22 protein-coding genes and 1 riboswitch are annotated in these 21,765 nt (G+C 67.3%); of the genes, 9 read left to right on the top strand and 13 right to left on the bottom strand.

Annotation, left to right across the window (positions count from 1 at the left end; genetic code table 11):
- Nucleotides 1-7: 7 nt before the first annotated feature.
- From ACIBK2_RS02945 to ACIBK2_RS02935, 3 genes are read right to left on the bottom strand one after another with little or no spacing between them, the layout of a single operon-like run.
- Nucleotides 8-442, bottom strand: a complete 435-nt coding sequence (locus ACIBK2_RS02945; RefSeq protein ID WP_396962976.1) for a YdeI/OmpD-associated family protein — start codon at nt 440-442, stop codon at nt 8-10.
- A 30-nt stretch (nt 443-472) separates the two neighbouring features.
- Nucleotides 473-931 (bottom strand): iron chaperone, encoded by a 459-nt coding sequence (locus ACIBK2_RS02940; RefSeq protein WP_396962974.1) that lies wholly within the window; start codon nt 929-931, stop codon nt 473-475.
- 44 nt (nt 932-975) lie between these two features.
- Nucleotides 976-1,332, bottom strand: a complete 357-nt coding sequence (locus ACIBK2_RS02935) for a VOC family protein (RefSeq protein WP_396962972.1) — start codon at nt 1,330-1,332, stop codon at nt 976-978.
- 150 nt (nt 1,333-1,482) lie between these two features.
- Between ACIBK2_RS02935 and ACIBK2_RS02930 the strand changes: the two genes are divergently transcribed.
- Nucleotides 1,483-4,281: an ATP-binding protein gene (locus ACIBK2_RS02930; RefSeq protein WP_396962970.1), complete on the top strand. Its 2,799-nt coding sequence runs from the start codon at nt 1,483-1,485 to the stop codon at nt 4,279-4,281.
- A gap of 9 nt (nt 4,282-4,290) precedes the next feature.
- Here ACIBK2_RS02930 and ACIBK2_RS02925 read toward each other — a convergent pair whose 3' ends face one another.
- Both ACIBK2_RS02925 and ACIBK2_RS02920 read right to left on the bottom strand, forming a co-directional pair.
- Nucleotides 4,291-4,920 (bottom strand): glyoxalase, encoded by a 630-nt coding sequence (locus ACIBK2_RS02925; protein ID WP_396962968.1) that lies wholly within the window; start codon nt 4,918-4,920, stop codon nt 4,291-4,293.
- A 10-nt stretch (nt 4,921-4,930) separates the two neighbouring features.
- Nucleotides 4,931-5,131 carry a hypothetical protein gene (locus ACIBK2_RS02920; protein ID WP_396962966.1) on the bottom strand — a complete coding sequence of 67 codons (201 nt, stop codon included), beginning with the start codon at nt 5,129-5,131 and terminating at the stop codon, nt 4,931-4,933.
- Between the two features lie 63 nt (nt 5,132-5,194).
- On the opposite strand from ACIBK2_RS02920, the gene ACIBK2_RS02915 reads away from it, so the two are divergent.
- A complete protein-coding gene (locus tag ACIBK2_RS02915) occupies nt 5,195-5,671 on the top strand; it encodes a YybH family protein (protein WP_396962964.1) in 477 nt (158 codons plus the stop codon).
- A 380-nt stretch (nt 5,672-6,051) separates the two neighbouring features.
- Here ACIBK2_RS02915 and ACIBK2_RS02910 read toward each other — a convergent pair whose 3' ends face one another.
- On the bottom strand, nt 6,052-8,022 hold the full coding sequence (locus ACIBK2_RS02910; protein WP_396962962.1) for a S9 family peptidase: 1,971 nt from the start codon (nt 8,020-8,022) through the stop codon (nt 6,052-6,054).
- A 194-nt stretch (nt 8,023-8,216) separates the two neighbouring features.
- On the opposite strand from ACIBK2_RS02910, the gene ACIBK2_RS02905 reads away from it, so the two are divergent.
- Nucleotides 8,217-8,912 carry a DUF2993 domain-containing protein gene (locus ACIBK2_RS02905; protein ID WP_396962960.1) on the top strand — a complete coding sequence of 232 codons (696 nt, stop codon included), beginning with the start codon at nt 8,217-8,219 and terminating at the stop codon, nt 8,910-8,912.
- A 26-nt stretch (nt 8,913-8,938) separates the two neighbouring features.
- Here ACIBK2_RS02905 and ACIBK2_RS02900 read toward each other — a convergent pair whose 3' ends face one another.
- Nucleotides 8,939-9,820 carry a helix-turn-helix domain-containing protein gene (locus tag ACIBK2_RS02900; protein ID WP_396962958.1) on the bottom strand — a complete coding sequence of 294 codons (882 nt, stop codon included), beginning with the start codon at nt 9,818-9,820 and terminating at the stop codon, nt 8,939-8,941.
- Between the two features lie 102 nt (nt 9,821-9,922).
- Here ACIBK2_RS02900 and ACIBK2_RS02895 point away from each other — a divergent pair, with 102 nt between their 5' ends.
- Both ACIBK2_RS02895 and ACIBK2_RS02890 read left to right on the top strand, forming a co-directional pair.
- Complete coding sequence (locus ACIBK2_RS02895) at nt 9,923-10,828, top strand: MBL fold metallo-hydrolase (protein WP_396962956.1); 906 nt, start codon at nt 9,923-9,925, stop codon at nt 10,826-10,828.
- 28 nt (nt 10,829-10,856) lie between these two features.
- Nucleotides 10,857-12,302: a carboxylesterase/lipase family protein gene (locus ACIBK2_RS02890; RefSeq protein ID WP_396962954.1), complete on the top strand. Its 1,446-nt coding sequence runs from the start codon at nt 10,857-10,859 to the stop codon at nt 12,300-12,302.
- Between the two features lie 6 nt (nt 12,303-12,308).
- On the opposite strand, the gene ACIBK2_RS02885 is transcribed toward ACIBK2_RS02890, so the two are convergent.
- From ACIBK2_RS02885 to ACIBK2_RS02870, 4 genes are all read right to left on the bottom strand, one after another.
- Nucleotides 12,309-12,818, bottom strand: a complete 510-nt coding sequence (locus ACIBK2_RS02885) for a hypothetical protein (protein ID WP_396962952.1) — start codon at nt 12,816-12,818, stop codon at nt 12,309-12,311.
- A gap of 82 nt (nt 12,819-12,900) precedes the next feature.
- Nucleotides 12,901-14,388: an MFS transporter gene (locus tag ACIBK2_RS02880; RefSeq protein ID WP_396962950.1), complete on the bottom strand. Its 1,488-nt coding sequence runs from the start codon at nt 14,386-14,388 to the stop codon at nt 12,901-12,903.
- A 341-nt stretch (nt 14,389-14,729) separates the two neighbouring features.
- Nucleotides 14,730-15,206 carry a nitroreductase/quinone reductase family protein gene (locus tag ACIBK2_RS02875; RefSeq protein WP_396962948.1) on the bottom strand — a complete coding sequence of 159 codons (477 nt, stop codon included), beginning with the start codon at nt 15,204-15,206 and terminating at the stop codon, nt 14,730-14,732.
- Nucleotides 15,203-15,982: an SDR family oxidoreductase gene (locus ACIBK2_RS02870; RefSeq protein WP_396962946.1), complete on the bottom strand. Its 780-nt coding sequence runs from the start codon at nt 15,980-15,982 to the stop codon at nt 15,203-15,205. Before ACIBK2_RS02870 ends, ACIBK2_RS02875 begins: the two co-directional genes overlap by 4 nt.
- Nucleotides 15,983-16,126: 144 nt before the next feature.
- Between ACIBK2_RS02870 and ACIBK2_RS02865 the strand changes: the two genes are divergently transcribed.
- Nucleotides 16,127-16,771: a TetR/AcrR family transcriptional regulator gene (locus ACIBK2_RS02865; protein WP_396962944.1), complete on the top strand. Its 645-nt coding sequence runs from the start codon at nt 16,127-16,129 to the stop codon at nt 16,769-16,771.
- A gap of 37 nt (nt 16,772-16,808) precedes the next feature.
- On the opposite strand, the gene ligA is transcribed toward ACIBK2_RS02865, so the two are convergent.
- The gene (ligA, locus tag ACIBK2_RS02860; protein ID WP_396962942.1) at nt 16,809-18,800 is read right to left on the bottom strand and encodes an NAD-dependent DNA ligase LigA; all 1,992 of its coding nucleotides are present in this window, start codon (nt 18,798-18,800) and stop codon (nt 16,809-16,811) included.
- 68 nt (nt 18,801-18,868) lie between these two features.
- Complete coding sequence (locus ACIBK2_RS02855) at nt 18,869-19,270, bottom strand: MarR family winged helix-turn-helix transcriptional regulator (protein WP_396962940.1); 402 nt, start codon at nt 19,268-19,270, stop codon at nt 18,869-18,871.
- Between ACIBK2_RS02855 and ACIBK2_RS02850 the strand changes: the two genes are divergently transcribed.
- The 3 genes from ACIBK2_RS02850 to ACIBK2_RS02840 all read left to right on the top strand — a co-directional run bounded on the left by ACIBK2_RS02850 (nt 19,264) and on the right by ACIBK2_RS02840 (nt 21,758).
- Entirely contained in the window at nt 19,264-19,941 is a 678-nt protein-coding gene (locus ACIBK2_RS02850; RefSeq protein ID WP_396964013.1) for an SDR family NAD(P)-dependent oxidoreductase, read from the top strand. The genes ACIBK2_RS02855 and ACIBK2_RS02850 overlap by 7 nt on opposite strands.
- A 53-nt stretch (nt 19,942-19,994) precedes the next feature.
- The gene (locus tag ACIBK2_RS02845; protein WP_396962938.1) at nt 19,995-20,744 is read left to right on the top strand and encodes a HEAT repeat domain-containing protein; all 750 of its coding nucleotides are present in this window, start codon (nt 19,995-19,997) and stop codon (nt 20,742-20,744) included.
- 60 nt (nt 20,745-20,804) lie between these two features.
- Nucleotides 20,805-20,872, top strand: a riboswitch (guanidine-III (ykkC-III) riboswitch).
- Between the two features lie 7 nt (nt 20,873-20,879).
- Nucleotides 20,880-21,758 (top strand): MBL fold metallo-hydrolase, encoded by an 879-nt coding sequence (locus tag ACIBK2_RS02840; RefSeq protein WP_396962936.1) that lies wholly within the window; start codon nt 20,880-20,882, stop codon nt 21,756-21,758.
- Nucleotides 21,759-21,765: the final 7 nt, after the last annotated feature.

Raw genomic sequence — 21,765 nt, 5'->3', positions numbered from 1 at the left:
AGAACTTTCAGCCCCGCAGGGTGGCGATGGCCTTCTCGATCCGCCGTTGACGCGTGTCGGGCTTCTTCGCGCTCTCGATGGCGTGCACGTGCTCGCGCTTGCGGCTATGGGCGAGGTTGTCGTAGGCGGCGCGGGCGACGGGGTCGTCGTCCAGGGCCCGGGCGAAGTCCGGCGGCTCGACGACGACGCGCGGCTGCGTGTCGAGCTCCAGCTCGACCTCGATCTCGTCGCCGATCTCGACTCCCGCGGCCTGCCGGTTGGCGTGGCTGAGGCCGAGCAGGTGGCGGCCGCGCATGAGGGCGACCCGGCTCTGCCAGGAATGCCCGTTGATGGTGATCGTCACCGGTGGCCGCGCGCCCGCGCCGAGCGCTGCGACCACCTCGGGTGGAACTTCCAGACCGCGCATAGGTTCGGGCGGCTCGACGTGGGTGCGAAACTTCATGATCTTTCTCCTTATTGTTCGGCCGAGGGCTCAGCTCGCGGCTTTCGCCACCAGTGCACCGATCATCTGTTCGTCGGCGGGAGTGAGGCCGGTGAGGGCGAAGGAGGTGGGCCAGACGGTGCCCTCGTCGAGGGTGGCTTTGTCTTCGAAACCGAGGGTGGCGTAGCGGGATTTGAACTTCTCGGCGCACTTGAAGAAGCAGACGATCTTGCCGTCCTTGGCGTAGGCGGGCATGCCGTACCAGAGCTTGGGGGTGAGGTTCGGGGCGTGTTCGGTGACGATGGCGTGGATGCGTTCGGCCAGCGCGCGGTCGGAGTCGTTCATTTCGGCGATCTTGGCGAGGACGTCCGCGGTGCCGTCGGCCTTGGTGGCGCGGGCGCCGCGGCGGGCGGCGGTCCCGAGTTCCTGGGCGTGGTCCTTCATGGCGGCGAGCTCTTCGGCGGAGAAGCCGACGGTGGGCTTGTTCTTGGGGGCGGTGCGAGTGGTCATTGCTGTTTCCTCCGTGGGATTTTCGGGTCGGTTTCGGTGGGGGGTCAGCGATCTTGGAGCAGACCGATGACATTGCCGTCGGGGTCGATGACCTCGGCGACTCGGCGGCCTTGGCCGACATCGCGCAGGGCCTGCTGCACCGTCGCGCCGGCGGCGGTCAGTTCGGCCAGCTTGGTCTCGATATCGGGCACCTCCCAGTAGATGACCGGGGTGGTGATGGCCTGCGGGCCACCGTCCGGGACCAGGCCGATGTGGTGACCGTCGATCTCGAAGCCGACGTAGTAGGTGCCTTCGATCTGCGGCGGCACACCGAGCAGGGCGGTGTACACGGCCGTGGCCGTGGCCAGATCGGAGACGGGGTGCAGCACGGTCTTGATGCCCTTGGCTGCGGTGGCGGTCATGTTCACTCCTGTGTTTGTGCTGGTCGGTATGGGATATACGTTATTTCCGGCGAGACGGCGTGACATCCGTGGTGACCACGGAACGCACTACTGAGTGGCCCACCCGGGTGCTCCCGCGCGTGTGAAATGGCAGTACGTGAGAATGAGGGCGTGTCGAAGTCGAAGCTTGCCGCCGGGATCTCGGACCGTGAGGCCGAGGTGCTCGCCCTGGTGGGGCAACATCGCAGCAATGCCGAAATAGCTGCGCAGCTGTTCATTTCCGTGCGCACGGTGGAGACCCATGTGTCCTCGCTGCTGCGCAAGGTCGGTGTTGCGGACCGGCGGGCGCTGGCCGGCCGGGCGAGCGAGTTCGAGCAGGCGGCGGACAGTGGCGCGGCGGTCGCCGTGCTGCCCGCGCCGCTGACGTCGTTCGTCGGTCGCGAGCGGGAACGCGCCTCGCTGCGCGAGGCGGTGCGGACGCATCGCCAGGTGACCGCGCTGGGGCCCGGGGGAGTCGGCAAGACGCGGCTGGCCTTGGCTGTCGCCGCGGACGTTTCCAGCGAATTCACCGGCGGCGCATGGTTTGTGGACCTGGTGCCGGTGACCGACCCGGCGATGGCCGGGGCCGCGGTGGCGCGGGCGCTCGGGCTCGGCGAACAGCAGGGGCGCGGCCTCGACGACTCGGTGTCGGCCGCGCTGGGTGAGCGTCGGGTGCTGCTGGTGCTCGACAACTGTGAGCATTTGCTCGACGGGGTGGTGCCGTTCATCGAAGACCTGCTCGCGCATTGTGCGAACGTCACCGTGCTGGCCACCAGCCGTGCGCGGCTCATGGTGCCGTTCGAGCAGGTTTACCCGGTGCCGCCGCTGTCGCTCGGCGATGACGCCGAAGACGCCGTGGCCTTGTTTCTGGATCGGGCCGCGGCACTGGGCTGGTCGGTGGACGCCGAGCAGCTGGACCAGGTGCAGGAGATCTGCGGACGGCTCGACGGGCTGGCGTTGGCCATCGAACTCGCGGCCGCTCGGCTGCCCACCCTCGGACTCGACGGACTCGGCGCGAGCCTCGCGGATCCGTTGCGGCTGTTGGTCGGTGGCCGCCGCGCCGACGAACGGCATCAGTCCGTGCGGGCCACCCTGGATTGGAGCCAGGCGCTGCTGACCGCCGAGGATCGGTGCGTTTTGCGGCGGGTCGCGGTGTTCGTCGCGCCGTTCACCGCCGCCGACGCGATGGCGGTGGCGGGATCGCCGGAACTGGATCCGATCGCGGTCGCCGACGGGCTGGCTCGGCTCACCGAACAAAGCCTGCTCACCGTGGTGCGCGCCGCGCGCGGCACCCGGTACCGGGCATTGGAGACCATTCGCCAATACGAACGCGAAGAACTGGCCACCGCCGGTGAACTCGACGAAGTCCTTGCGCACCACCTGAATTGGTGCGCGGCGACCGCTGATAAGCTAGTCGCCGATCCCGCGCCGACCACCCGTGAATGGCGCTCCGCGTTCGATGCCGTCGCCGACGATATGCGCGCGGCATTGACCTGGGCGGCGGTGCTGCCCGAACGTCGGGCCGACGCGCACGCCCTGGCGATTTCCCTGGCGCAGTTGGCTTTCCGTCGAAATCTGATCGGTGAGTCCCAGCGACGCTACGAACAGGCGGCGGCGCTGACCGATGACCCGGTCGCCGCCGCTGCGGCGTTGCGGCGGGCCGCCGAGGTGGCCGGTTGCCGGATGCGCGGCGAGGACATGTACCGCCTCTATCGCGCCGCCGCCGAAACCATCGGCGGTGCAGGCGATTCCGCGGCGTCAGCCCGGGATCTGGCGACCGCCGCGATCACCGTTTATCGCATGTCCGACACCTTCGCGCAGCCGGTTGCGGCGGGCGAGGCCGCGGCGCTGCTGTCCGAGGCGCGCGAACTCGCCGGTGCGGACCCGGCCGCGGTTGCCGCCGTGGCCCTCGCCGAATGCGGTGTGCTCGTCGATCTCGCCGTCGCCGAGTCGAAAACCGTTGCGTCCGAGGCGATCCTATCCACCGATCTGTCAGAATCGGAAACGCTTGTCACCGTGGCGATCTCGCTCGCGCAACGGGCGGTCGAACTGGCCGATCACACCGGCGACCCGCTCGCCCGCAGCGCGGCGCTCGACGCCCTCGCCGCGGCCCAGTGCTGGGCCGGGGATGTCTTCGCCGCCGCCGAGACCACCCGTCGGCGGGTCGCCTTACTGGCCGCCTTGCCGGTGACGCCCGCCAGCGCCCTCGAACGCGTCAACGCGTTGTCCGAGTCGGCCGATATCGGTATCGGAGTCGGCGACCTTCGGGATGCCCGCCGCTGGGCCGAACAGCTGCGTGACCTGCCGTTGCTGGCCGAGCGCGGCGATTTCGCCGGCTCCGCGCTGCTGGTCGTGGACGCCCTGCTCGGTAATCTCGATGAAGTACTCACCGGCAGTGGACAATTCGTCGATTCCTGGGAGCTCTCCGGCCGCCCCCGCGTCCCCAGTCTCGCCCCGGCCGCCGCGGCCGTCGCGATGGCGCACGGTCTGCGCGGTGACGACGCCGCCCGCGCCGAGTGGCTGGCCATCGCGGATGCCCTCGGCGGTACGTCCGACCGTCAGGTCGCCTACCGCGCCGTGTTCGACGCGATCGTGCTGCTCGATCGTGGGCAACCCGAACGGGCACTGGCCGAACTGGCCACCGAGCCAGACGAATTGGACGAGCAAACCATTTGGATTTGGCGACACTGGTATGTCGCCCTTCGTGCCGAAGCCGCGGTCCTGGCCGGCCATCGGGATGCGCGCGGCTTCGTCGCCGCGGCTCGGACCACGGTGTCCGGCAACCCGATAGCCGGTCCGATCGTCGAACGGGCGGGTGCCCTACTCGATGATGACCGCGGCCGACTGCCCGCCCTCGCGGCGGAATTCGAACGCGCCGACTGCCCCTATCAGCAGGCGCGGAGCCTGTCCCTAGCAGCTGACGGGGCCTGATCGACCAGCTCAGGCGGTGGTATCCCACACGTACCCGTCCGCGTCGGTGAACGAGCCGAGGCCGCTGTCCATGACGAGGCGGTGCGATCCGCTGCCTTCCAGGGCGACTCCCGCCTCCTTGGCTGCAGCCTTGCGCGGGTACAACGCCAGGGTGACCGGTGAGCCCGGCTTCGCGAACTCGGCGTACTTGCCGCCGAAGCTCCTCGACGCGGTCAAGCCGCGATCGACATAGAACTGCTTGCTGGCCTTCACATCCGTCACACCCATCAGCAACACCATGTCGTCGATCTCGCGGGTGAACGGGCCCTCGTCCTTCTTCTTCGAGGTGGCGATCTTCCAGATCGTGCCTTCCGGCGCCTGCAGCACTGCGCCGTAGCCCCAGAGGCTTTTCTTCGCGGGCTTGAGGACGGTGAACCCGGCGTCGACCGCGGTGCCGAGGAGGCTGTCGACGGTGGAGGGCTGCGACACCACCAGGGACAAGATGAAGCCGCGGAAGCCGGTCGTCGGTGCCTGTGCAGCCCGGAACCCGAGCCGGTCACCGAGTCCGAACGCGGCGTCGTAGATCGCGGCGGCGGCCTGGGGGTCGGCCACCTCGAGGTGAATGTTGATGTCGGTGCTGATGTTTGCGTTGATTTCCATGCTCATAAAGTTAGATTCGGGCCGCCACGGTCACATCCGTGCCGACCACGGAACACACCACTGAGTTGAGACCGAGGGAGTACGGACAGCCCGCCGCCCCGACGTACGACGCTGTGGCGATCGGGAGCTTGCCTGCCTCGTGATCCGTGGGTAGGTGCTCCACTACCAGGAGGCGCGCGGCCTGGTGGTCCGGCTGTTCGCTGCCGATCATCGACGGATGAGACGAGCAGCGAATGATGCAGAAGACCGGGTCTATGCCGACGGTGTCCGCGCTGTGACCGCCGTGGAAACCGTTGCGGCGGCCCATCTGCGGTGGCTGTGGGGCTGGGACCGCAAGCAGGGTGACCCGCCGTTCGACTTCCGTGTAGTCCAGGGCGAGTTCTACGACTGGGAAGCCGAGGACGTTCTGCTCTATGACGACGCCGACCCTGAGCACCGCGTGGCGCGCAGTACCGAGGAATACCGGTCACTGTGGGAGCCGGTCTTCGAGCAGCTGGTGGTGGCGGACCATCGACTCGCCGACGGTCCGCACGTGCTGGTGTCCGGCGACCTCGCCGCCTCGCGGTTGGTCTTCATCGCGCGGCTCGTGTCCGCCGACGGCACCGAGACCGGCTTGCGCGCAACCAGCTCACTGACCTGGCGGCGCGCGACCGCAGGCTGGCGGATCGTATGGGACCACACCTCTTCCGTCACCGTGGATAGGAAAACCCTTGCAGCCCTGATGGACTCGTTACCTGGCTCGGATCGCTAGCCCAACGACCCGCGTGATGTCGTATGCTCCTCTGTTCTTTTGTTGCGACTCTGGAGGTTCGGTGCTCATCTACGGCTGGCAGCGGCAGGTTTATACGCTCGCCACACTCACGGTCTACTGCGGCACTTGCCGGTGTAGTGGGCCGCACGGGTTGCGCAAGTTCGTCACCAAATTCACGTTGTTCTTCGTTCCGCTCTTTTCCGTGAGTGCCGATCATTATCTGGAATGTCCAGTGTGTGGGGTGCGGTCGACCGTCCCACCTCGTGATATTCCAAATCTGGTGGCGCAGGACAACATCCAGCCCCCGCCCGGCGAGATGATCCGAACCATGTCGCATTCCGGGGAGCCGGCCTGGCCTCCGCTGCCATAGTCGGTGGGTGTCAGGTGAGGTTTTCTACGGTTACCGGGTCGATGTTTTCGGCCGGGGGTGGCTTGAATCCGAAGACCTGGGCGTAGAAGCTCAGTTCGGCGTCTAGGGCGCGGCGGATGTTCTCGGCGCGGCGGAAGCCGTGTTGCTCGCCTTCGAAGACGAGGAAGGCCACCGGGATTCGTCGTTCTCGTAGGGCTTCGACGATCATTTGTGACTGGTTGAGTGGGACTATCGGGTCGTCGCTGCCCTGCAAGACGATCAGGGGTTTGCGGAGTTGGTCTACGTGGTGGATGGGGGATCGGTCGCGGTAGATGTCGCGGTGGGCAGGGTATTGGCCGATGAGGCCGTCGAGGTATCGGCTTTCGAATTTGTGGGTGTCGGCGGCGAGGGCTTCGAGGTCGGCGACTCCGTAATGGTCTGCGCCTGCGGCGAAGGGGGTGTCCGGGCGGGCGAGGGCGGCGAGCGTCGTGTAGCCGCCTGCCGAGCCGCCGCGGATGGCGAGCCGTTGTGGGTCGACTCGGCCGTGCTCGCCGAGCCAGCTGGCCGCGGCGATGCAGTCGGCTACGTCGACGATGCCCCACGCGTCTTTGAGCAGGTCGCGGTACTCGCGGCCGTATCCGGTTGAGCCGCCGTAGTTTACGTCGACGACGGCGAATCCTCGGCTGGTCCAGTATTGGGTGCCCAGCGACAGCGTGGGCAGCGCGGAAGCCGTTGGGCCGCCGTGGATTATGACCAACAATGGTGGCAGTTCCCCTGCCGGGCCGCCGTATTGGTTGCTCGCGGGTGGGTAGAACAGTGCGTGCGCGGTCCGTGGTGCGCCGGTGCGGTCCGTCGAGGGGAAGGAGATCGGCTCGGGCACCGAGATCGCTGCGGGGTCGAGGCCGAGCTCGCGTGGCGGGCGGAGGGGTTCGACCTGTGGTGTGCCAGCGCCGAATTCGACGCGGTAGACGCCGAATTCGGTAGTCGGCGTGGCCGCCACGACGACAACGGCGTTCGCATCGGCACGCGCGATCGCGGTGATCGTGGAGAAGGGCAGGTCCAGGTCGGCCACCGCGCCATCCGGGTGGCGTACTCCGAGGCCGTCATAGCCGTCGCGCCAGCGGGCGAAGACGATGCTGCCGTCGTCGAGGACGGTGTAGCGGGACGAGCCCAATTGCCAAGCGGGCATACCGATCTCGGCATCGAGCTCGATCACGCGGGTGACGGTGCCGCCGGGTGTCCAGCGGTAGAGATTCCACCAGCCACTGCGGTCGGCGAGGAACAGCAGCGAGCCGTCGGGCTGCCAGCGCGGTTCCATCACCGATTCGCCCGGCCCGCCCGCGATGACGGTGTCGGTGCCGGTTGCGAGATCACGCACCCGCAGTACGGTGTCGTCCCACGGCATGGACGGGTGATCCCACGACACCAGTGCGAGCGAACCCCCATCCGGACTCAGCCGGGGTGCGACGACGAAATCCGGTCCGGTCACCAAGACTTCCGGCTGCGACTCGCGGTCCGCGGCCAGGCGCACGATCTCGTTGCGAACATCGATCGCGCCGCGTCCATCGGCCGGATGGCTTTCGCGGACGGCCAGGACGGTACTGCCATCAGGGGCGAGCTCGCCGTCGCCGTATCGGTCGCCGCGGGGCGTGGCGGGGACCGGGGTGAGCGGCACGGGCACATCGCCGGGCTCGAGCCGGTACAACCGCTGGTCGGCCCAGTTGGTGAACCAGAGCACGCCGTCACGCACGAACCACGCCGCGCCGCCGTATTCGTGGACCGCGGTGCGCGCGTCCATGCCCTCGGGCAGCAGGTCGGTGACGGTACCGTCGGCGCTGCGGCGCACGATCTGGGTCCGGCCGCCCTCGGCCGGACGGCCCTCCGACCAATAGACATCGGTCCCGTCCGCCCGTACCTCCCACAGCCGCACCGCGGCCGTGACGACAAATTCGGAGGTGATAGCGGTCGGCCATGACCCGAAGGGCAGCTCTGTATCAGTCACCGGGCCCAGGCTAGTCGTGGGCAGTGAGGTCAGCGTCCGGCGCCGAATATCTCTCACTGTCCACGACAACGGTCCCTGGATCACCCCAGCTCTTCGGGCCGATCCGGCCGATCGTGTCCATCGACACCCCCGCCGGAGCGGAGATGTACTCGACCGGGCAAGCATGATGGTGGGATGACCGAGCCGGTGAGCGCATGCGCGCATTTCTGATATTGATCATTGTGCTGGCGATCGCGCTGGTCGTCGGCGACCGGGTCACGGTCGTGCTGGCGCAGAACGAGATCGGCCGCAAGATCGCGGCAGACTACAAGCTTCCGCAGCAACCGAGCGTCGATATTCGCGGCGTTCCCTTCCTGACCCAGGCGCTGGACGGCAAGTATCACGACATCGGCATCCGGGTGGGCGACTGGAGCGAGCAGAACCTCTCCGTGCGCAACCTCGATGTCACGCTGACCGACGTGGCCGCGCCGCTGACCGACCTGCTCAACAACCGGACAGCCAATCTTGTTGCGGCGACGGCGATGGCGACGGCCGTGGTTCCCTACGACACCGTAAAGGGTTACGCGCCAAAGGGAGTGGAGTCGATGTCCGACAGCCCGGACGGGCTGCGGGTCACCGGGACCTTCTCGGTGGAAGGTATCCCGGTGCCCGCGACGATCGTCGTCACCGTCGCGCCGACCGACGACGGGATCGAGGTCACGCCGGTGTCGGTGCAGTCGGCGGCAGGTGGACCAGCGATGCCCCTGGCGATGCTGCGCCGAACCCTCACCTTCGTTGTGCCGCTACAGAAGCTGCCGCTCGGCGCGAAGCTGACGGCCATTCAGCCGGGCCCCAACGGGCTTCAGGTGACCGCCGTAGCGCACGACGTGCACTTCTCCGACCTGCCATAAACATCCAAACCGCTTGCAGCGCTGCGTTATACAGTCGCTGACGTCGTCCGGGTAACGCTCTCGCTCGCCTGTCGGAGCAATGCGAGGGCTTCCTCGGCGGGCGAACCCGCGGGGGTCGTGCACACGATCAGCGCCTGGTCGGGGGCGCGGGCGATCGAGAGGGTCTGCTGCGTCACCGTCATGGTGCCGACGACGGGATGGTGCAGTTCGTAAGACGCCGCGTCGCAGGGTGTCACGCGGTGATCGCCCCAAAGTGCCACGAACTCCGGGCTTTTCATCGTCAGCTCGCCGATCAGTTCCGCGAGCAGCGGGTCGTCCGGGTGCTTGCCGACGGCGATGCGCAGGTTGCCTACTACCGCGCGCGCCTTGCGTTTCCAGTCCGCGTACAGCTCGCGGCAGTGCGGGTCCAGGAAGACGATCCGGCTCATGTTCGGCCGCCGCGCCGGGTCGTCCGGGCTGTGGAAGTCCAGATGTCCGGCGAGCAGGGCGTGTCCGAGGGCGTTCCACGCGAGCACGTCCGTGCGTCGGCCGAGCACCAGCGCCGGGACGCCGTCGACGGCGCGCAGCAGGTCGCGCGTCTCGTCGACGAGTTTCTCGGGCCGTGGTCGGCGCACCCGGGGGGTATGGCGCGCGGCGTCGGCGAGGCGGTCGAGGTGTTCGCGCTCGTGGTCGTCGAGCAGCAGCGCGCGGGCGACCGCGTCGAGTACCTCGGCCGAGGCCCCGCGCGACATCCCCTGTTCCAGCCGTGCGTAATACGAGACGCTGACCCCTGCCAACTGGGCCAGTTCTTCGCGGCGCAGACCGCTCACCCGCCTGCGGGGTCCGGTTTCGCGCAATCCGACGTCCTCCGGCCGCAGCCTCGCCCGTCGGGCTTGGAGGAAGTCGCCGAGTGGTCCGGGTCCGTCCATTTCTCCAGTATCCCGGGACGGGTCGGGGCGCAGCCACACCCTGCCAGTGGTAGGACAAAGCGGGAGTGGTTGGTCCGCGTCCCGATGTCCAGGCTTGACCACATGGAACAGATCACGCTTGGTGACGTCACCGTCACCCGCATCAAGGAGTTTTACGGCACGGTCGAGATGGGCCCCGACCAGTTCTTCCCGGACAGCCCCGAGGGCTCGTGGGAGGAGCACCGCGACGAACTCGCACCCGACTTCTGGAACCTGGAGACGGGCGAGTGCCACTCGGCGCTGCAGACCTGGCTGCTGCGCAGCGAGGGGCGCACGATCCTCGTCGACACCGGCGTCGGCAACCACAAGGACCGGCCGTACGCACCCGTGTGGAGCCGCCTCGACACGAACTACCTCGACAACCTCGCCGCCGCCGGGGTGCGCCCCGAGGATGTCGACGTTGTCATCAACACCCACCTGCACATCGACCACGTCGGCTGGAACACCCGCCTCGACGGCCGGACCTGGGTACCTACCTTCCCGAACGCCACCTACCTGATGCCGTTGCGGGACTTCGAGTTCTGGAACCCGGTCAACGAGTCCGACACCGTGTTCGGCCGCGGTAACCAGAACGTCTTCGAGGACAGTGTCACGCCGATCCACCAGGCGGGGCTGGCCCACCTGTGGGACGGGTCGTACCGGATCGACAAGAACCTGCGGCTCGATCTCGCGCCCGGCCACACGCCGGGTTCGTCCGTGCTCACCCTGGAGTCGGGCACCGACCGGGCGCTGTTCGTCGGGGACCTGATGCACACCCCGCTGCAGATCGTGGAGCCGGACATCAACTCCTGCTTCTGCGAGGACCCTGCCGAAGCCGGCGCCACCCGGCACAAGCTGCTCGGCAATGCCGCCGAGACCAACGCGCTGGTCTTCCCCGCGCACTTCGGCGGCCAAGGTGCGGCGACGGTCGAGCGCACCGGGTCGAAGTTCTCGATCAAAGAGTGGGCGGGCTTCTCCCGCATCTCCTGAACTCTCCCCGATTAGGAAGTGTTTCCCGATGCCTTCATATCCAGACCCGGTCGTCGAAACCCCGGCAGGCGCCGTGCGTGGCGGGCGCGACGAGTCCGGTGAGTTCTTCCGTGCCATTCCCTATGCTGCGGCCCCGGCCGGAACCCGTCGTTTCGCACCGCCCGCGCCGCATCCGGGCTGGTCCTATGTCCGCGACGGCACTCAGTCCGGGCCGACGGCTCCCCAGCCCGCCCGCGATTTCGGCAAGCTCGACATGATTCCCTACTTCGGACCGGGCTGGGTGCGGGGCGCGGAGTACCTGACCGTCGATGTCCGCACGCCTGCCGCCGACAGCGGCAAACGACCCGTCATGGTTTTCGTGCACGGCGGCGGGTTCGTCACCGGCTCGACCCGGGCCGCGCTCTACGACGGCAGCGCCTTCGCTCGCGACGGCGTTGTCCTCGTGACGGTGAATTACCGCCTCGGCGTTCCTGGTTTCCTCGACCTGGAAGGTGCTCCGGCCAACCGTGGGTTGCTCGATGTGGTTGCCGCGCTCGGCTGGGTGCGCGACACGATCGCTACGTTCGGCGGTGACCCGGAGAACGTCACGGTGTTCGGTCAGTCCGCGGGTGCGACGATCGTCGGCGCTCTGCTCGCGGCACCGGAGGCGAAGGGTCTGTTTCGTCGGGCGATCATCCAAAGTGGTAATGGCACTGGTGCTTTCACGCCGGAGCAGGCGCGGCGGGTTACCTCGGCGGCGGCCGCCGCGCTGGGTGTCGCACCGACTGCCGAGGCGTTCGCCGCGATTCCGGACGAGCGTTTCCTGGCGATACTGCCTGCCTTGGGCGGCTTGGACCTGCGCACCGACACCGCCACGGACCCGTTGGTCGGTCTCAGCCCGTTCAGTCTGGTGCTTCCGGTTCAGCCTGCCGACGGTCTGGCCGATGGCCCGGCCGGTGACGTCGATCTGCTGATCGGCACCAACACCGAGGAGGGGCGCTTATATGTCGTGCCCGCAGGCAATTTGGAGTCCTCGACCGAGGCCGATCTGCTCGCTGTCGCCGCTCGCGTGTATCCGGACCCGGATGCGGCGGTTGCCGAGTTCCGTGCGGAACGGCCGGATGCGACACCGGGCGAGCTGCGTTCCGCAGTGCTCGGGGATGCCCTGTTCGAGACCGGGACGGCGCGAATGGTGCAGGCGCACACGCGGATTGCGGCTGGTCGGACACACGTCTACTCGTTCGGGTTCCGGTCGACGGCTCTGGACGGGCGGCTCGGCGCTACTCACACCGTCGAGCTGCCGTTCGTGTTCGACACGGTCGACGAGCCGTGGCTGCGCGGGGACACCGGCCTGCTCGGTCCCGGTGACGTGCCGGTCGGCCTCGCGGCCCAGATGCATTCCGCCTGGGTCGCTTTCGCGAAAACCGGGAACCCCGGCTGGGTCGCATACGACCCGCAACGACCAGTCGTGCAGATATTCGCCGACGCACGCTGACGCCGCCTATCGCCCGCCGTCCGGGGTGAGTCCGACCGGGCGGGGTGCGGCGGCGCGGCTGCTGGTCGCCGCATAGACGATCGACGCGACGAACAAGGCAACGAACGCAATCCCCAACGCGGGCATAGCGAGCGCTTGCGCTTGGTTCAGGTACTCCGGCGTGCGGCTGTTGTACCCATCCACCCCCAGCAGCCGCCCGGCGGGGGACTGCCAATCATCGGCGTCCCCGCCGTCGGACATAAACCAGCAGAAGATCGTCAGCCCGACCAGATACACCCACAGCAGCGTCAACACGACTATCCGAGGGAACTTCGCCGCACCCGCGAAAGCGCCAGTGGCTGAGAACATTCCGTGCGCCATCCAGCCGAGAACGGCGAAACTCAGCAGCCAGACCGGTCCGCCGAAGACGAACAGAAAGGCGAAAATCCAACCGGGAGCCACCAGGAGCCGCGCCGCCAGATCCAGCACCTGAACCGCGAGAATCGCGGCCGCGGTAACCACGGTCCACTTCCGCATTCCACTCATTACCGCAGCCCTTTCCCTGTCTTGCTTGCGGTTTCGAGTGTTCAGGGAATCCCAGATCGGATCATGAGTATTCCTACTGGGCAGTGAGCGGTGCTTCCACCCCCACGCGTTTGGGCAGAAGGAACATCAAGGCCCACATGACGATCAAGACGCCGCCGACCCACCACAGCACACCGGTGAACGCGTCGCGGTTGGGCGCACTCGCGGACGAGCCGCCGGTGACGGCGAAGAACACGAGCCCGGTCAGGGCGACGCCGAAGGCTGCGCCCAGCTGTAAGGCGGTGTTGAACAGGCCAGAGGCCGAACCGGCGCTGTCGTGCGGAACCTTCGCCAGCGTCAGGTCGGCGATCGGTCCGCCGATCATGCCGAGACCGAACCCGAGCAGCAGCACGGGGACCGCCATCGCGAGCAAGGTCAGATCGGACCGCCCGCCGCTGATCTGGATCCCGTAGGCCGTCACCGCGGCGAGGGCGATCAGCGCGCCGGTCTGAGGCAGGCGGCGTGCGAAGCGACCGGCGGTCTTCGTCGCGGTCATCGCACCGGCCAGCTCGCCGAGCGAGAGCAGCACGAACGCCATGGCGGCCATCAGCGGGCTCATGCCCAGGCCGCGCTGCAGGTACAGCGTCCAAGTCATGAAGAACAGGCCGCACAGCAGACCCACCATCAGCTGCGCGGACAAACCACCGGAGAACTGCTTGCCCTTGAACAGCGACAGCGCCACCAGCGGGGCATCGTCCTTATGGCGCTGCTGGTGACGCAGGAAGACACCGAGCACGAGCAGGCCGCCGACGAACATGGCGAAGCACCACAGCGGCCAGCCGTGGGCGTGGCCCTCGGTGAGCGGGAACACGATCAGCACCATCGCGATCGCGGACAGCAGCACGCCAGCGAGGTCGAGGCGGTCGGCCTTCGCCGCGGTCGACTCGGTGATGAACTTGCGTCCGAGGACGATCACGGCAAGGCCGACGGGCACGTTGATCAAGAAGATCGGCCGCCAGGACAGCCCGAACAGGTCGGCCTCGGTGAGCACGCCGCCCAGCACCGGACCCGCGACGTTGGCCATCGCCAGGACCGCTCCGAAGAGGCCGAAGGCCCTGCTGCGGTTCGCGCCGTCGAAAGTGACGTGAAAGGTTGCCAAGACCTGCGGGATCATCACGGCGGCCGCACCGCCTTGGAGCACCCGGGCGGCGATCAGCAGGCCGGGGCCGGCCGCGAGGCCGCACAGCAGTGAGGCGAGGGTGAACCCGACGGTGCCGAGCAGGAAGATCTTGCGTCGGCCGAAGATGTCGCCGAGCCTGCCACCGGTGATCAGTCCGAGAGCGAAGGTCAACGCGTAGCCCGCGGTAACCCACTGCACCGCGCCCGATCCGGCGCCGAGCGACTGTTGCAGGCTAGGGATGGCCGTCAAGACGACCGAATCGTCGAGGATGTTCATGAGTTCGCCGGTCAGCAAGACCGCGAGGGCGATCTTGGCGACGGTCGGCATCTTCGACGACGCCTCGGATGGGATATGAGCCGACGGCTCAGGGGTTTGCTCGTCGTCGAGCGCGCGGGAATTCACGGTAGGACTCCTGGTTCAGGAATCGGGGAACTCGCCGTCCGCCGCACGAAAACACGAAACTCGGGGCAGTCGGCAGAGCTGCACCCGGAAATGAAAAGGCAGGGATGGGTGACGGCAACTCAGGCCAGCGCGACGTCCGCCCCGAACACGTCAGAAATCAGGACGTGGGGGTACACGGACGGTTACATGGCCTGGGATATAAGTCACCACCTCGAATCCTCTACAGAATGAACAGGAGTCCGAACCGCCGCCGAAGGATTCTTCGGGGCGGGGACTCAGCCACGATACGGCACCCGCCGGGCCGCGCGCACGCGAGATATGTCCGACCTAGAGTTCCGCGATCACGGCCGATGGCGGAAGCTGATGCGCATCAGCCGACTGTCAGCCCAGTCTTCGAGCCGAGTCGGCCGAATGGTGCCGGGGTCGTGGGGCTGATTGAGATCCGCGACGATCTCCGCCAGCACGGCCTGACGTTCAGCTGGGTCGGTGACAGGCGTGGCCCGCGCCGGCAGATCTGCACGGATCCCGTGCTCGAGGTGGAACGTGAAGGTGGGATTGGCGAGAAGGTTCGCATACCAGTCGGTCGCGCCACCGCCGGCGCCGCTACACAGGTAGGTGGTGCCCGCAGCTCGGTAGAAGAAGATCTCGATGCGGCGTGCTCGGCCGGTGCGGCGCCCCAGCGTCGTGATGTCGATGATCCGTTCGCCGGTGCCCGCGGCGGGGGTGATCTCGATGGCTCGTCGGATGTGGTTGGGCAGGTGGGATAGAGACGCGTCCCGTCCGGAGTCGTTCGACCCGGTCGTGTCTGGAGTGCTCATGCGGTCTCGGCCTGAAGGGCGGGGCCGAGGAGGAGTCCACCGTCGATGACGTACTCCGAACCCGTGATGAACGATGCGTCTGATGACGTGAGGAACAGGAGAAGACGGGTGACGTCGGTCGGCTCCCCGAGTCGGGGGATGGCGAACGGCTCGGGTGAGTAGAAGTCGGCGATTGCCGCGGTGGCGCCGGCTGCTGGTTCGAGGATGAAGGGGGTCGCGATCACGCCGGGGTGGATGGTGTTCACCCGGATGTGGTCGCGGCCGAGCTCGAGTGCTGCCGTTCGGGTGAGGCCGCGCACGGCCCACTTGCTGGCGATGTACGGCGCGTAGTGCGCCGTGCCGCCCAGGCCCATGATCGAGGCGATGTTGACGATGGCTCCCCCTGCTGCGCGGCGCAGAGCGGGGGCTGCGACCTTGATGCCGAGGAAGGTCCCGGTGAGGTTGACGTCGAGGATGCGCGACCACGTGGCCTGGTCCGTGTTTTCGATTGTTGCAGGCGGATTCTGCACGCCCGCGTTGTTGACGAGCACGTTCAGCGCGCCGAAGGCCTCCTCGGCGGCTAGCACAGCGGCGGACCACGAGCTCTCGTCGGTGACGTCGAGGCGGGCGAAACGAGCGCGGGTCCCGAGCTCGTCGGCGAGAGTGGCGCCGCGTTCGGCGTCGATACCGCCGATCACCACGTTGGCTCCCTCCGCGTGAAAGGCGCGCACGTGGCTCGAGCCCTGGCCGCCGGTCCCACCGGTCACGAGCACGGTCTGGTTGTCGAAGCGGGGCATCAGATGTTCCTTCGGTACGTGGGTGAATGACCGGGATCATCGGTGATGAACGGCGGCCAGTGGTGAGCCGGTCGACTCACCATCGCCTCGACATTAGGCCGGTGGCAGTGGTGAGTCAAGCCACTCACCTCGTATACTCGGTCCATGAGCAGTGTCGTGACGACATACCACCAGCGCGTCGCCGAGGAGAAGCGCGCGCTGATCGTGACGGCCGCGACCGCACTGTTTCTCGAGTTGGGCTACGACCGGACGTCACTGGCCCGGATCGCAGAGCGCTCGGGCGTTTCGCGGGCCACCTTGTTCAAGCAGTTTCCGAGCAAAGCCGCCCTGTTCGACGCCATCGTGACCGAGTCCTGGTCGACCGCTGACGAGGTGGATCCGCCGCCGGCGGGCAACGTCGTCGACGGGCTCAGCATCATCGGTCGCCGCTACGCCGAGCTGTTAGGCCGTGCCCAGATGACCGACCTGTTCCGGATCGTCATCGCCGAGCTGCCGCGGTTCCCTGAGCTGGCCCATGCGCAGTTCTCGCACGGGAAGATGCCCTATTTCGAGTCCGTACGCAGCTACCTCCTGGCCGAGCACGCGGCGGGAACGGTACGGGTCGAGGACGTGGACCTCGCGGCCACCCAGTTCCTGGGCATGATCTCCAACTACGTCTTCTGGCCGACACTTCTGGTGCCGGGCTGGGAGGTGAGCGCCGAACGTGTCGCTCAGGTAGTCGACGAGGCCGTCCGCACCTTCGCCGCCCGGTACGCCGCGACTGGACCAGGGGCATCCACCAACGACTGAGTCCCGCCGACCGCGACAACATGCGGCCCGGCGAGGCCTAGACGACTTTGGCGTCGATCAGCAGGTTCCAGATCTCGCCCTGGTCGACGACCTCGACGCCGAGCTTCTCCGCTTTGGTCAGCTTGCTGTCGCCGACTCCCGCGCCGGTGATGAGCATGTCGGTGTTCGCCGAAACCGAGGATGCTGCCGTCGCGCCCGCCTGCTCGCACAGGCGTTGGAACGTTGGGCGGGCGACCTTTTCGCCGGAGCGTGGGTCGCTGATGGCGCCGGTGATTACCACCGTCTTGCCTGCTAAGGGCGCGCCAGCTGCGATGACCGGGGGCAGGTCCTCCTCGCGTACGTCGAGGGAGACGCCCGCTTCGCGCAGCCGTTCCAGTTCCGGACGCAGGCGGGTGAGGTGTGCGACGAGGGAGGCGGCGACCTTCGGTCCGATATCCTCCACCGCGACCAGGCGTTCCTCGCCCGCGTCGGCGACCTCTTCCAGCGAGCCGAAGCCCGAGCGGGCCAGGCGCGCGGCGGTACCGTCGGAGGCCATCGGGATCGCCAGGCCGATGAGCGCGCGGCGCAGGCCGACCTGGCGGCTCGCGTCGATCGAGTCGATCATGCGCGCGGCGGAAACCTCGCCGATGCGGTCGAATTCGAGCAGGCGCTCCGCGGTCAGGGTGTAGAAGTCCGACGGGTTCTCCAGGATGCCCGCCTCGGCAAGGCGTTCGATCCACACGCCACCGATCGCGTCGATGTCCGCGGCCGCCCGCGACGCCCAGTGGATCAGCCTGCGCACCGTCTGTGCGGGGCAGGCGACGTTGGTGCAGAACAATTCTCGACTGTTGCCCTGCTCGGTCACCGGCTGCTCGCACGAGGGGCAGACGGTGGGCGGCACGATCTCGAGCTCCTCGCCCGTGCGTTTGGCGGCATCGAGCACGCCTGCGACGAACGGGATCACGTCACCCGCGCGGCGGACCAGCACCGTGTCGCCGACCTTGATGTCGCGGGCCTTGATCACCTCTTGATTGGCCAGCGTCGCTTTGGTGACCGTGGTGCCGCCGACGAATACCGGCTCCAGCCAGGCGACCGGGACGATCTTGCCCGTCTTGCCGACGTCCCAGATCACCTCGCGCAGCAACGTGGTCTTCTCTTCTGCGGCGAACTTGAACGCGAGTGCGCCGCGCGGGGAATTCGATCGAGTTCCGGCCGCCGCGTAGGCATCTCGGTCGGCCAGTCGCAGTACCGCGCCGTCGAGGTCGTAGTCCAGATCGTTGCGGCCCTGTTCGATCGCGGTGATCGCCGCCTGCGCCTGCTCGGCGTCGGCACAGTGCCGCATCTGCGCTCCGGCGATCCCGAGCGCCCGAAGGCCCTCTTCCAGATCGACGGCAGCATCATCGTCAGCGGTATCCAGGTCGAAGCCGAAGAATTGCAAGCGTCGTTCGGCGACCGTGGCCGGGTCCTTCGCCCGCAGCGTGCCTGCTGCGGCGTTGCGCGGATTGATCAGCGGCTTGTCCGGATGTGCCGTGTTGTAGGCGAGGAAGGTCGAACGCAGCATCACCGCCTCGCCACGCACCTCCACCCGGCCGGGGACGTCGATCCGCTCGGGGATGCCGTCGACCAATGCGCGGACCAGCATGGTCACGTCGTCACCGGTGGTGCCGTCGCCTCGGGTCACCGCACGGGCCAGCCGCCCGTCCTCGAAAACCAAAGCCAGGGACAGGCCGTCGAGCTTCGGCATCACCACGACCGACTGGCCGGGGAAGCGGTTGAAGAACGCCTCGACCTGCTCGGGCTTGGTCGCCTTCTCGAGCGACAGCATCGGCCGCGAGTGCCGGATCGGGGCGTGCGGCACGGCGGGCGCGCCGACCTGATCCAGTGGATTCGGATCCGGCGTGAGGTCGGGGTTCGCCTCGATCAGGGCACGTAGTTCGTCCTCGATCGCGTCGTAGTCGGCGTCGGCGACCAGCGGCGAGCCCTGATAGTAGGCATCGCGCAGCGCCACGATGCGGTCCGCGAGCTCTTGGATATGTTCCCCAGTTTCCACAGCACCAGACGCTACCGATACCCACCGACACCTGCGCGCATTGGCGGCCGGGTGCCGCGGATCGGCTGCTACTGGTTGGCCACGATCACGGTATGCAGGTCGTGCTTCAGCCGTTCGGCGGCCGATTCGCCGAGCGCGGCCAAGAACATTCGTTCGCACTCGTCGATGATGCGCATGCCGCGTCGCAAGATGTCGCGTCCCTTTTTGGTGAGGCTGACGGTGTTCTTGCGGCGGTCGCCGGGATGAGGACGACGCTCGACCCAGCCCTTGACTTGGAGCTGGTCGATCAACGCGACCATGGTTGTGCGGTCGATTCCGAGCAGCTCTGCCACCTCTTTTTGGGAGCGGCCATCCTGCTCGTTCAGGCAGTTCAGCCCCGCCCACTCCTGTGGGGCGATGCCGATCGGCGCGAGTTCGGTCGAAGTCAGTGCTCCGTAGCGCAGGGCCGCGTGTTTGAGCAGGTATCCCAACCGGGGGACTTCGCCTCGGTCAAGCCGTCGCGCATCGCTACGCACAAGACGGTTACGACGTGGTGCTCGTCGCCAGGCGTCGAGAACCTCTCGAGTTATTCGCCAAGGAGTTGGGTGCGACAGCGCACATCATCACCGCCGATCTGGCCGACACCGACGCCGTTCCCGCACTGGCCGCACAGATTCGCGCGACAGTCGGCGACCTCGACGCGTTCTATTACGGGGCCGCGGCCGACGGGTTCGTCCCGGTGCTCGACCTGACGCCGCAGCGCGTGCAAGACCTCATGCGGCTCGGCGTCTACACATTGCTCGAGCTGGTGCGAGAGTTCCTGCCTGCCATGCTCATTCGCGGAGACGGTGCGATCCTCAGTGCGCAAGGAGCCAGTGCCATGCAGGGCAATCCGCGCGTCGCGGGCGGGCTTACCTTGGCGGCACAACGCAACTATCTCCAGGCGTTGCATGCCGAGGTGGCCGAGAAAGGCGTCTACGTCGGCGGCCTTTATATCGGTGCGGGCATCGAGAACAGTGCCTGGCACGCCGAGATGGAGCGGGCCAAGGCCGCGGGTGAGCCGTTCTGGGAGGTGCCTACCGTCGACCCCGCTCATCTTGCCGACCTGCTCTGGAATATGCACCACGCTAAAGACGAAGGGGACGCTCGATACCCTGCGTAGGCATCGCCTATATCGGCTGGGATCCATCGCACAAGATCGTTACGGTTAGTGCTATGGCCCTGTTGGTGCACCTGACACCGGAGAAGAACGCTCGGCGAATCCGCCGTGCGGGCATTGCCACGTCCGGTTATGGCGGCGGGGTGTTCTGTATGCCGGTGATGCCGTCCTATGTGCTGTCGAATCAGTGGTTGCGTGAGTTGCGGCGCGGGGGACAGCGGCTGATCGTCGCGGTGCATTTCCGGATATCCGACAACGAACTCGTCCGTGTCGGGCACTACTCGGCAGCCGGGACGGAAATGACTGCGGCTGAGGCTGTTTCGCTGATCCTGCACGCCGAGGACGCGCGCGGATATGAGATCGTCGTACCCCGTCCGATCGCCCCCGCCGAGCTGCATCGGGTTCGGCACGTACGGCAGGTGACGGGGTGGCGCTATCACCCGAACGCGCACGGTCGTCGGCCGTGCGCCTGTCCGGCCTGTCTGGGGCGCGGGGCATTCAAGGCCGCCGATCTCCGTCGCAGGCTCTCCATCGACTCCCCGGCACTCACGAAACCGCAACTGCTGGACAACCTACGGAACGCGGGCGACGATGACGACCTGATCGACGCCCTCTACGGCTTGGCCCGGCGCAGCCGTGGCGATGTCGGCGACATCGCATACCTGATCGACCATCCGAACCCTGAAGTCCGTTATGTGCTCGCGTTGGCGTTGCGCAAATATCGTGGCGGCGCGGCCCGCCGACTGCTGGCCCGCTTGGCCGCCGATCCCGATTCCGATGTCCGTGCTGCCGCGGCGCGACCGTAGCGGTCGTGGATCTGTTGGCGGGCACGGCATTCGGCCGACCTACAGTGCCGTGCTAATTTCGCAGCGGCGGCTGTACGCGCCTGCCCCGGACGAGATGCGCCGTACCCGGCCTGCCAAGACGACGCACGAGGCGTCATGAGCGCGGGCACATCGCTGATCGATTTCGCTGGGAGAACGCCCCAGCGTCGTGCGTTGGACGTCCGGTGGATCCACGGCTCGGAGTCGGCCAAGCACAATACCGACGACGACATCCAGGTTCATCGCTACGACGAGCACACCGTCATCCTCCGGCAGAACATGGCGGTCAATTACGAAGCCCCATTTCTGTTTCTGCTGTTCGGAAACGCGCGTGCGGTGCTGATCGACACCGGTGCCACCGCGTCTGCCAAGTTTTTCCCGCTGCGCCGTGTGGTCGACGAGTTGATCGAGGGTTGGCTCGTGCGTAATCCGCGGCAGGGGTACGAGCTGCTGGTGTTGCACACTCACTCGCACGGCGATCACGTCGCGGGCGACGGTCAGTTCACCGACCGACCCGACACCACGGTGGTCGGCGCTGATCTGGCCACCGCCTGGAAGTACTTCGGATTCAACGAGAATCCCGACGCGGTGGTGCAGGTCGATCTCGGCGGGCGCGTGCTGGAATGCCTGGCGACTCCCGGCCACCACGCGGCGGCGGTCACGTTCTACGACCCGTGGAGCGGGTTCCTGCTCACCGGCGACACGGTCTATCGGGGTCGGCTCTATATCCAGGACTGGTCGGCCTTCACCCGCAGCATCGATCGACTGATCGAATTCGCCGACCGGCGACCGGTCACGCACGTGCTCGGCTGCCATATCGAGATGACCACCGAACCGGGCGTGGACTACCCGATCCGTACGACCTATCAGCCCGATGAGCCGCCACTGCAGATGACCGTCGACCAGCTTCGTGAAATCCGAGCCGCGATCAACGAGATCGGTGACCTGCCTGAGCGGCGCGCGTTCCCTAGCTTTGTCCTGTGGCCCATCGAATGAGTGCGGA

This window comes from Nocardia sp. NPDC050175, from assembly GCF_044459885.1.
Classification (GTDB): Bacteria; Actinomycetota; Actinomycetes; order Mycobacteriales; family Mycobacteriaceae; genus Nocardia.
The sequence above is the reverse complement of the archived record's forward strand: the minus strand, read 5'-3'. Positions and strand labels throughout refer to the sequence as shown.

Excerpts from the sequence above, each read along its gene's own strand:
- ACIBK2_RS02895 (WP_396962956.1), top strand. The coding sequence starts at position 9,923 with ATGGAACAGATCACGCTTGGTGACGTCACCGTCACCCGCATCAAGGAG.
- ACIBK2_RS02865 (WP_396962944.1), top strand. The coding sequence starts at position 16,127 with ATGAGCAGTGTCGTGACGACATACCACCAGCGCGTCGCCGAGGAGAAG.
- ACIBK2_RS02925 (WP_396962968.1), bottom strand. The coding sequence starts at position 4,920 with ATGGAAATCAACGCAAACATCAGCACCGACATCAACATTCACCTCGAG.
- ACIBK2_RS02845 (WP_396962938.1), top strand. The coding sequence starts at position 19,995 with ATGGCCCTGTTGGTGCACCTGACACCGGAGAAGAACGCTCGGCGAATC.
- ACIBK2_RS02890 (WP_396962954.1), top strand. The coding sequence starts at position 10,857 with ATGCCTTCATATCCAGACCCGGTCGTCGAAACCCCGGCAGGCGCCGTG.
- ACIBK2_RS02840 (WP_396962936.1), top strand. The coding sequence starts at position 20,880 with ATGAGCGCGGGCACATCGCTGATCGATTTCGCTGGGAGAACGCCCCAG.
- ACIBK2_RS02875 (WP_396962948.1), bottom strand. The coding sequence starts at position 15,206 with ATGAGCACTCCAGACACGACCGGGTCGAACGACTCCGGACGGGACGCG.
- ACIBK2_RS02900 (WP_396962958.1), bottom strand. The coding sequence starts at position 9,820 with ATGGACGGACCCGGACCACTCGGCGACTTCCTCCAAGCCCGACGGGCG.
- ACIBK2_RS02940 (WP_396962974.1), bottom strand. The coding sequence starts at position 931 with ATGACCACTCGCACCGCCCCCAAGAACAAGCCCACCGTCGGCTTCTCC.
- ACIBK2_RS02945 (WP_396962976.1), bottom strand. The coding sequence starts at position 442 with ATGAAGTTTCGCACCCACGTCGAGCCGCCCGAACCTATGCGCGGTCTG.
- ACIBK2_RS02935 (WP_396962972.1), bottom strand. The coding sequence starts at position 1,332 with ATGACCGCCACCGCAGCCAAGGGCATCAAGACCGTGCTGCACCCCGTC.
- ACIBK2_RS02870 (WP_396962946.1), bottom strand. The coding sequence starts at position 15,982 with ATGCCCCGCTTCGACAACCAGACCGTGCTCGTGACCGGTGGGACCGGC.
- ACIBK2_RS02905 (WP_396962960.1), top strand. The coding sequence starts at position 8,217 with ATGCGCGCATTTCTGATATTGATCATTGTGCTGGCGATCGCGCTGGTC.
- ACIBK2_RS02885 (WP_396962952.1), bottom strand. The coding sequence starts at position 12,818 with ATGCGGAAGTGGACCGTGGTTACCGCGGCCGCGATTCTCGCGGTTCAG.
- ACIBK2_RS02920 (WP_396962966.1), bottom strand. The coding sequence starts at position 5,131 with ATGATCGGCAGCGAACAGCCGGACCACCAGGCCGCGCGCCTCCTGGTA.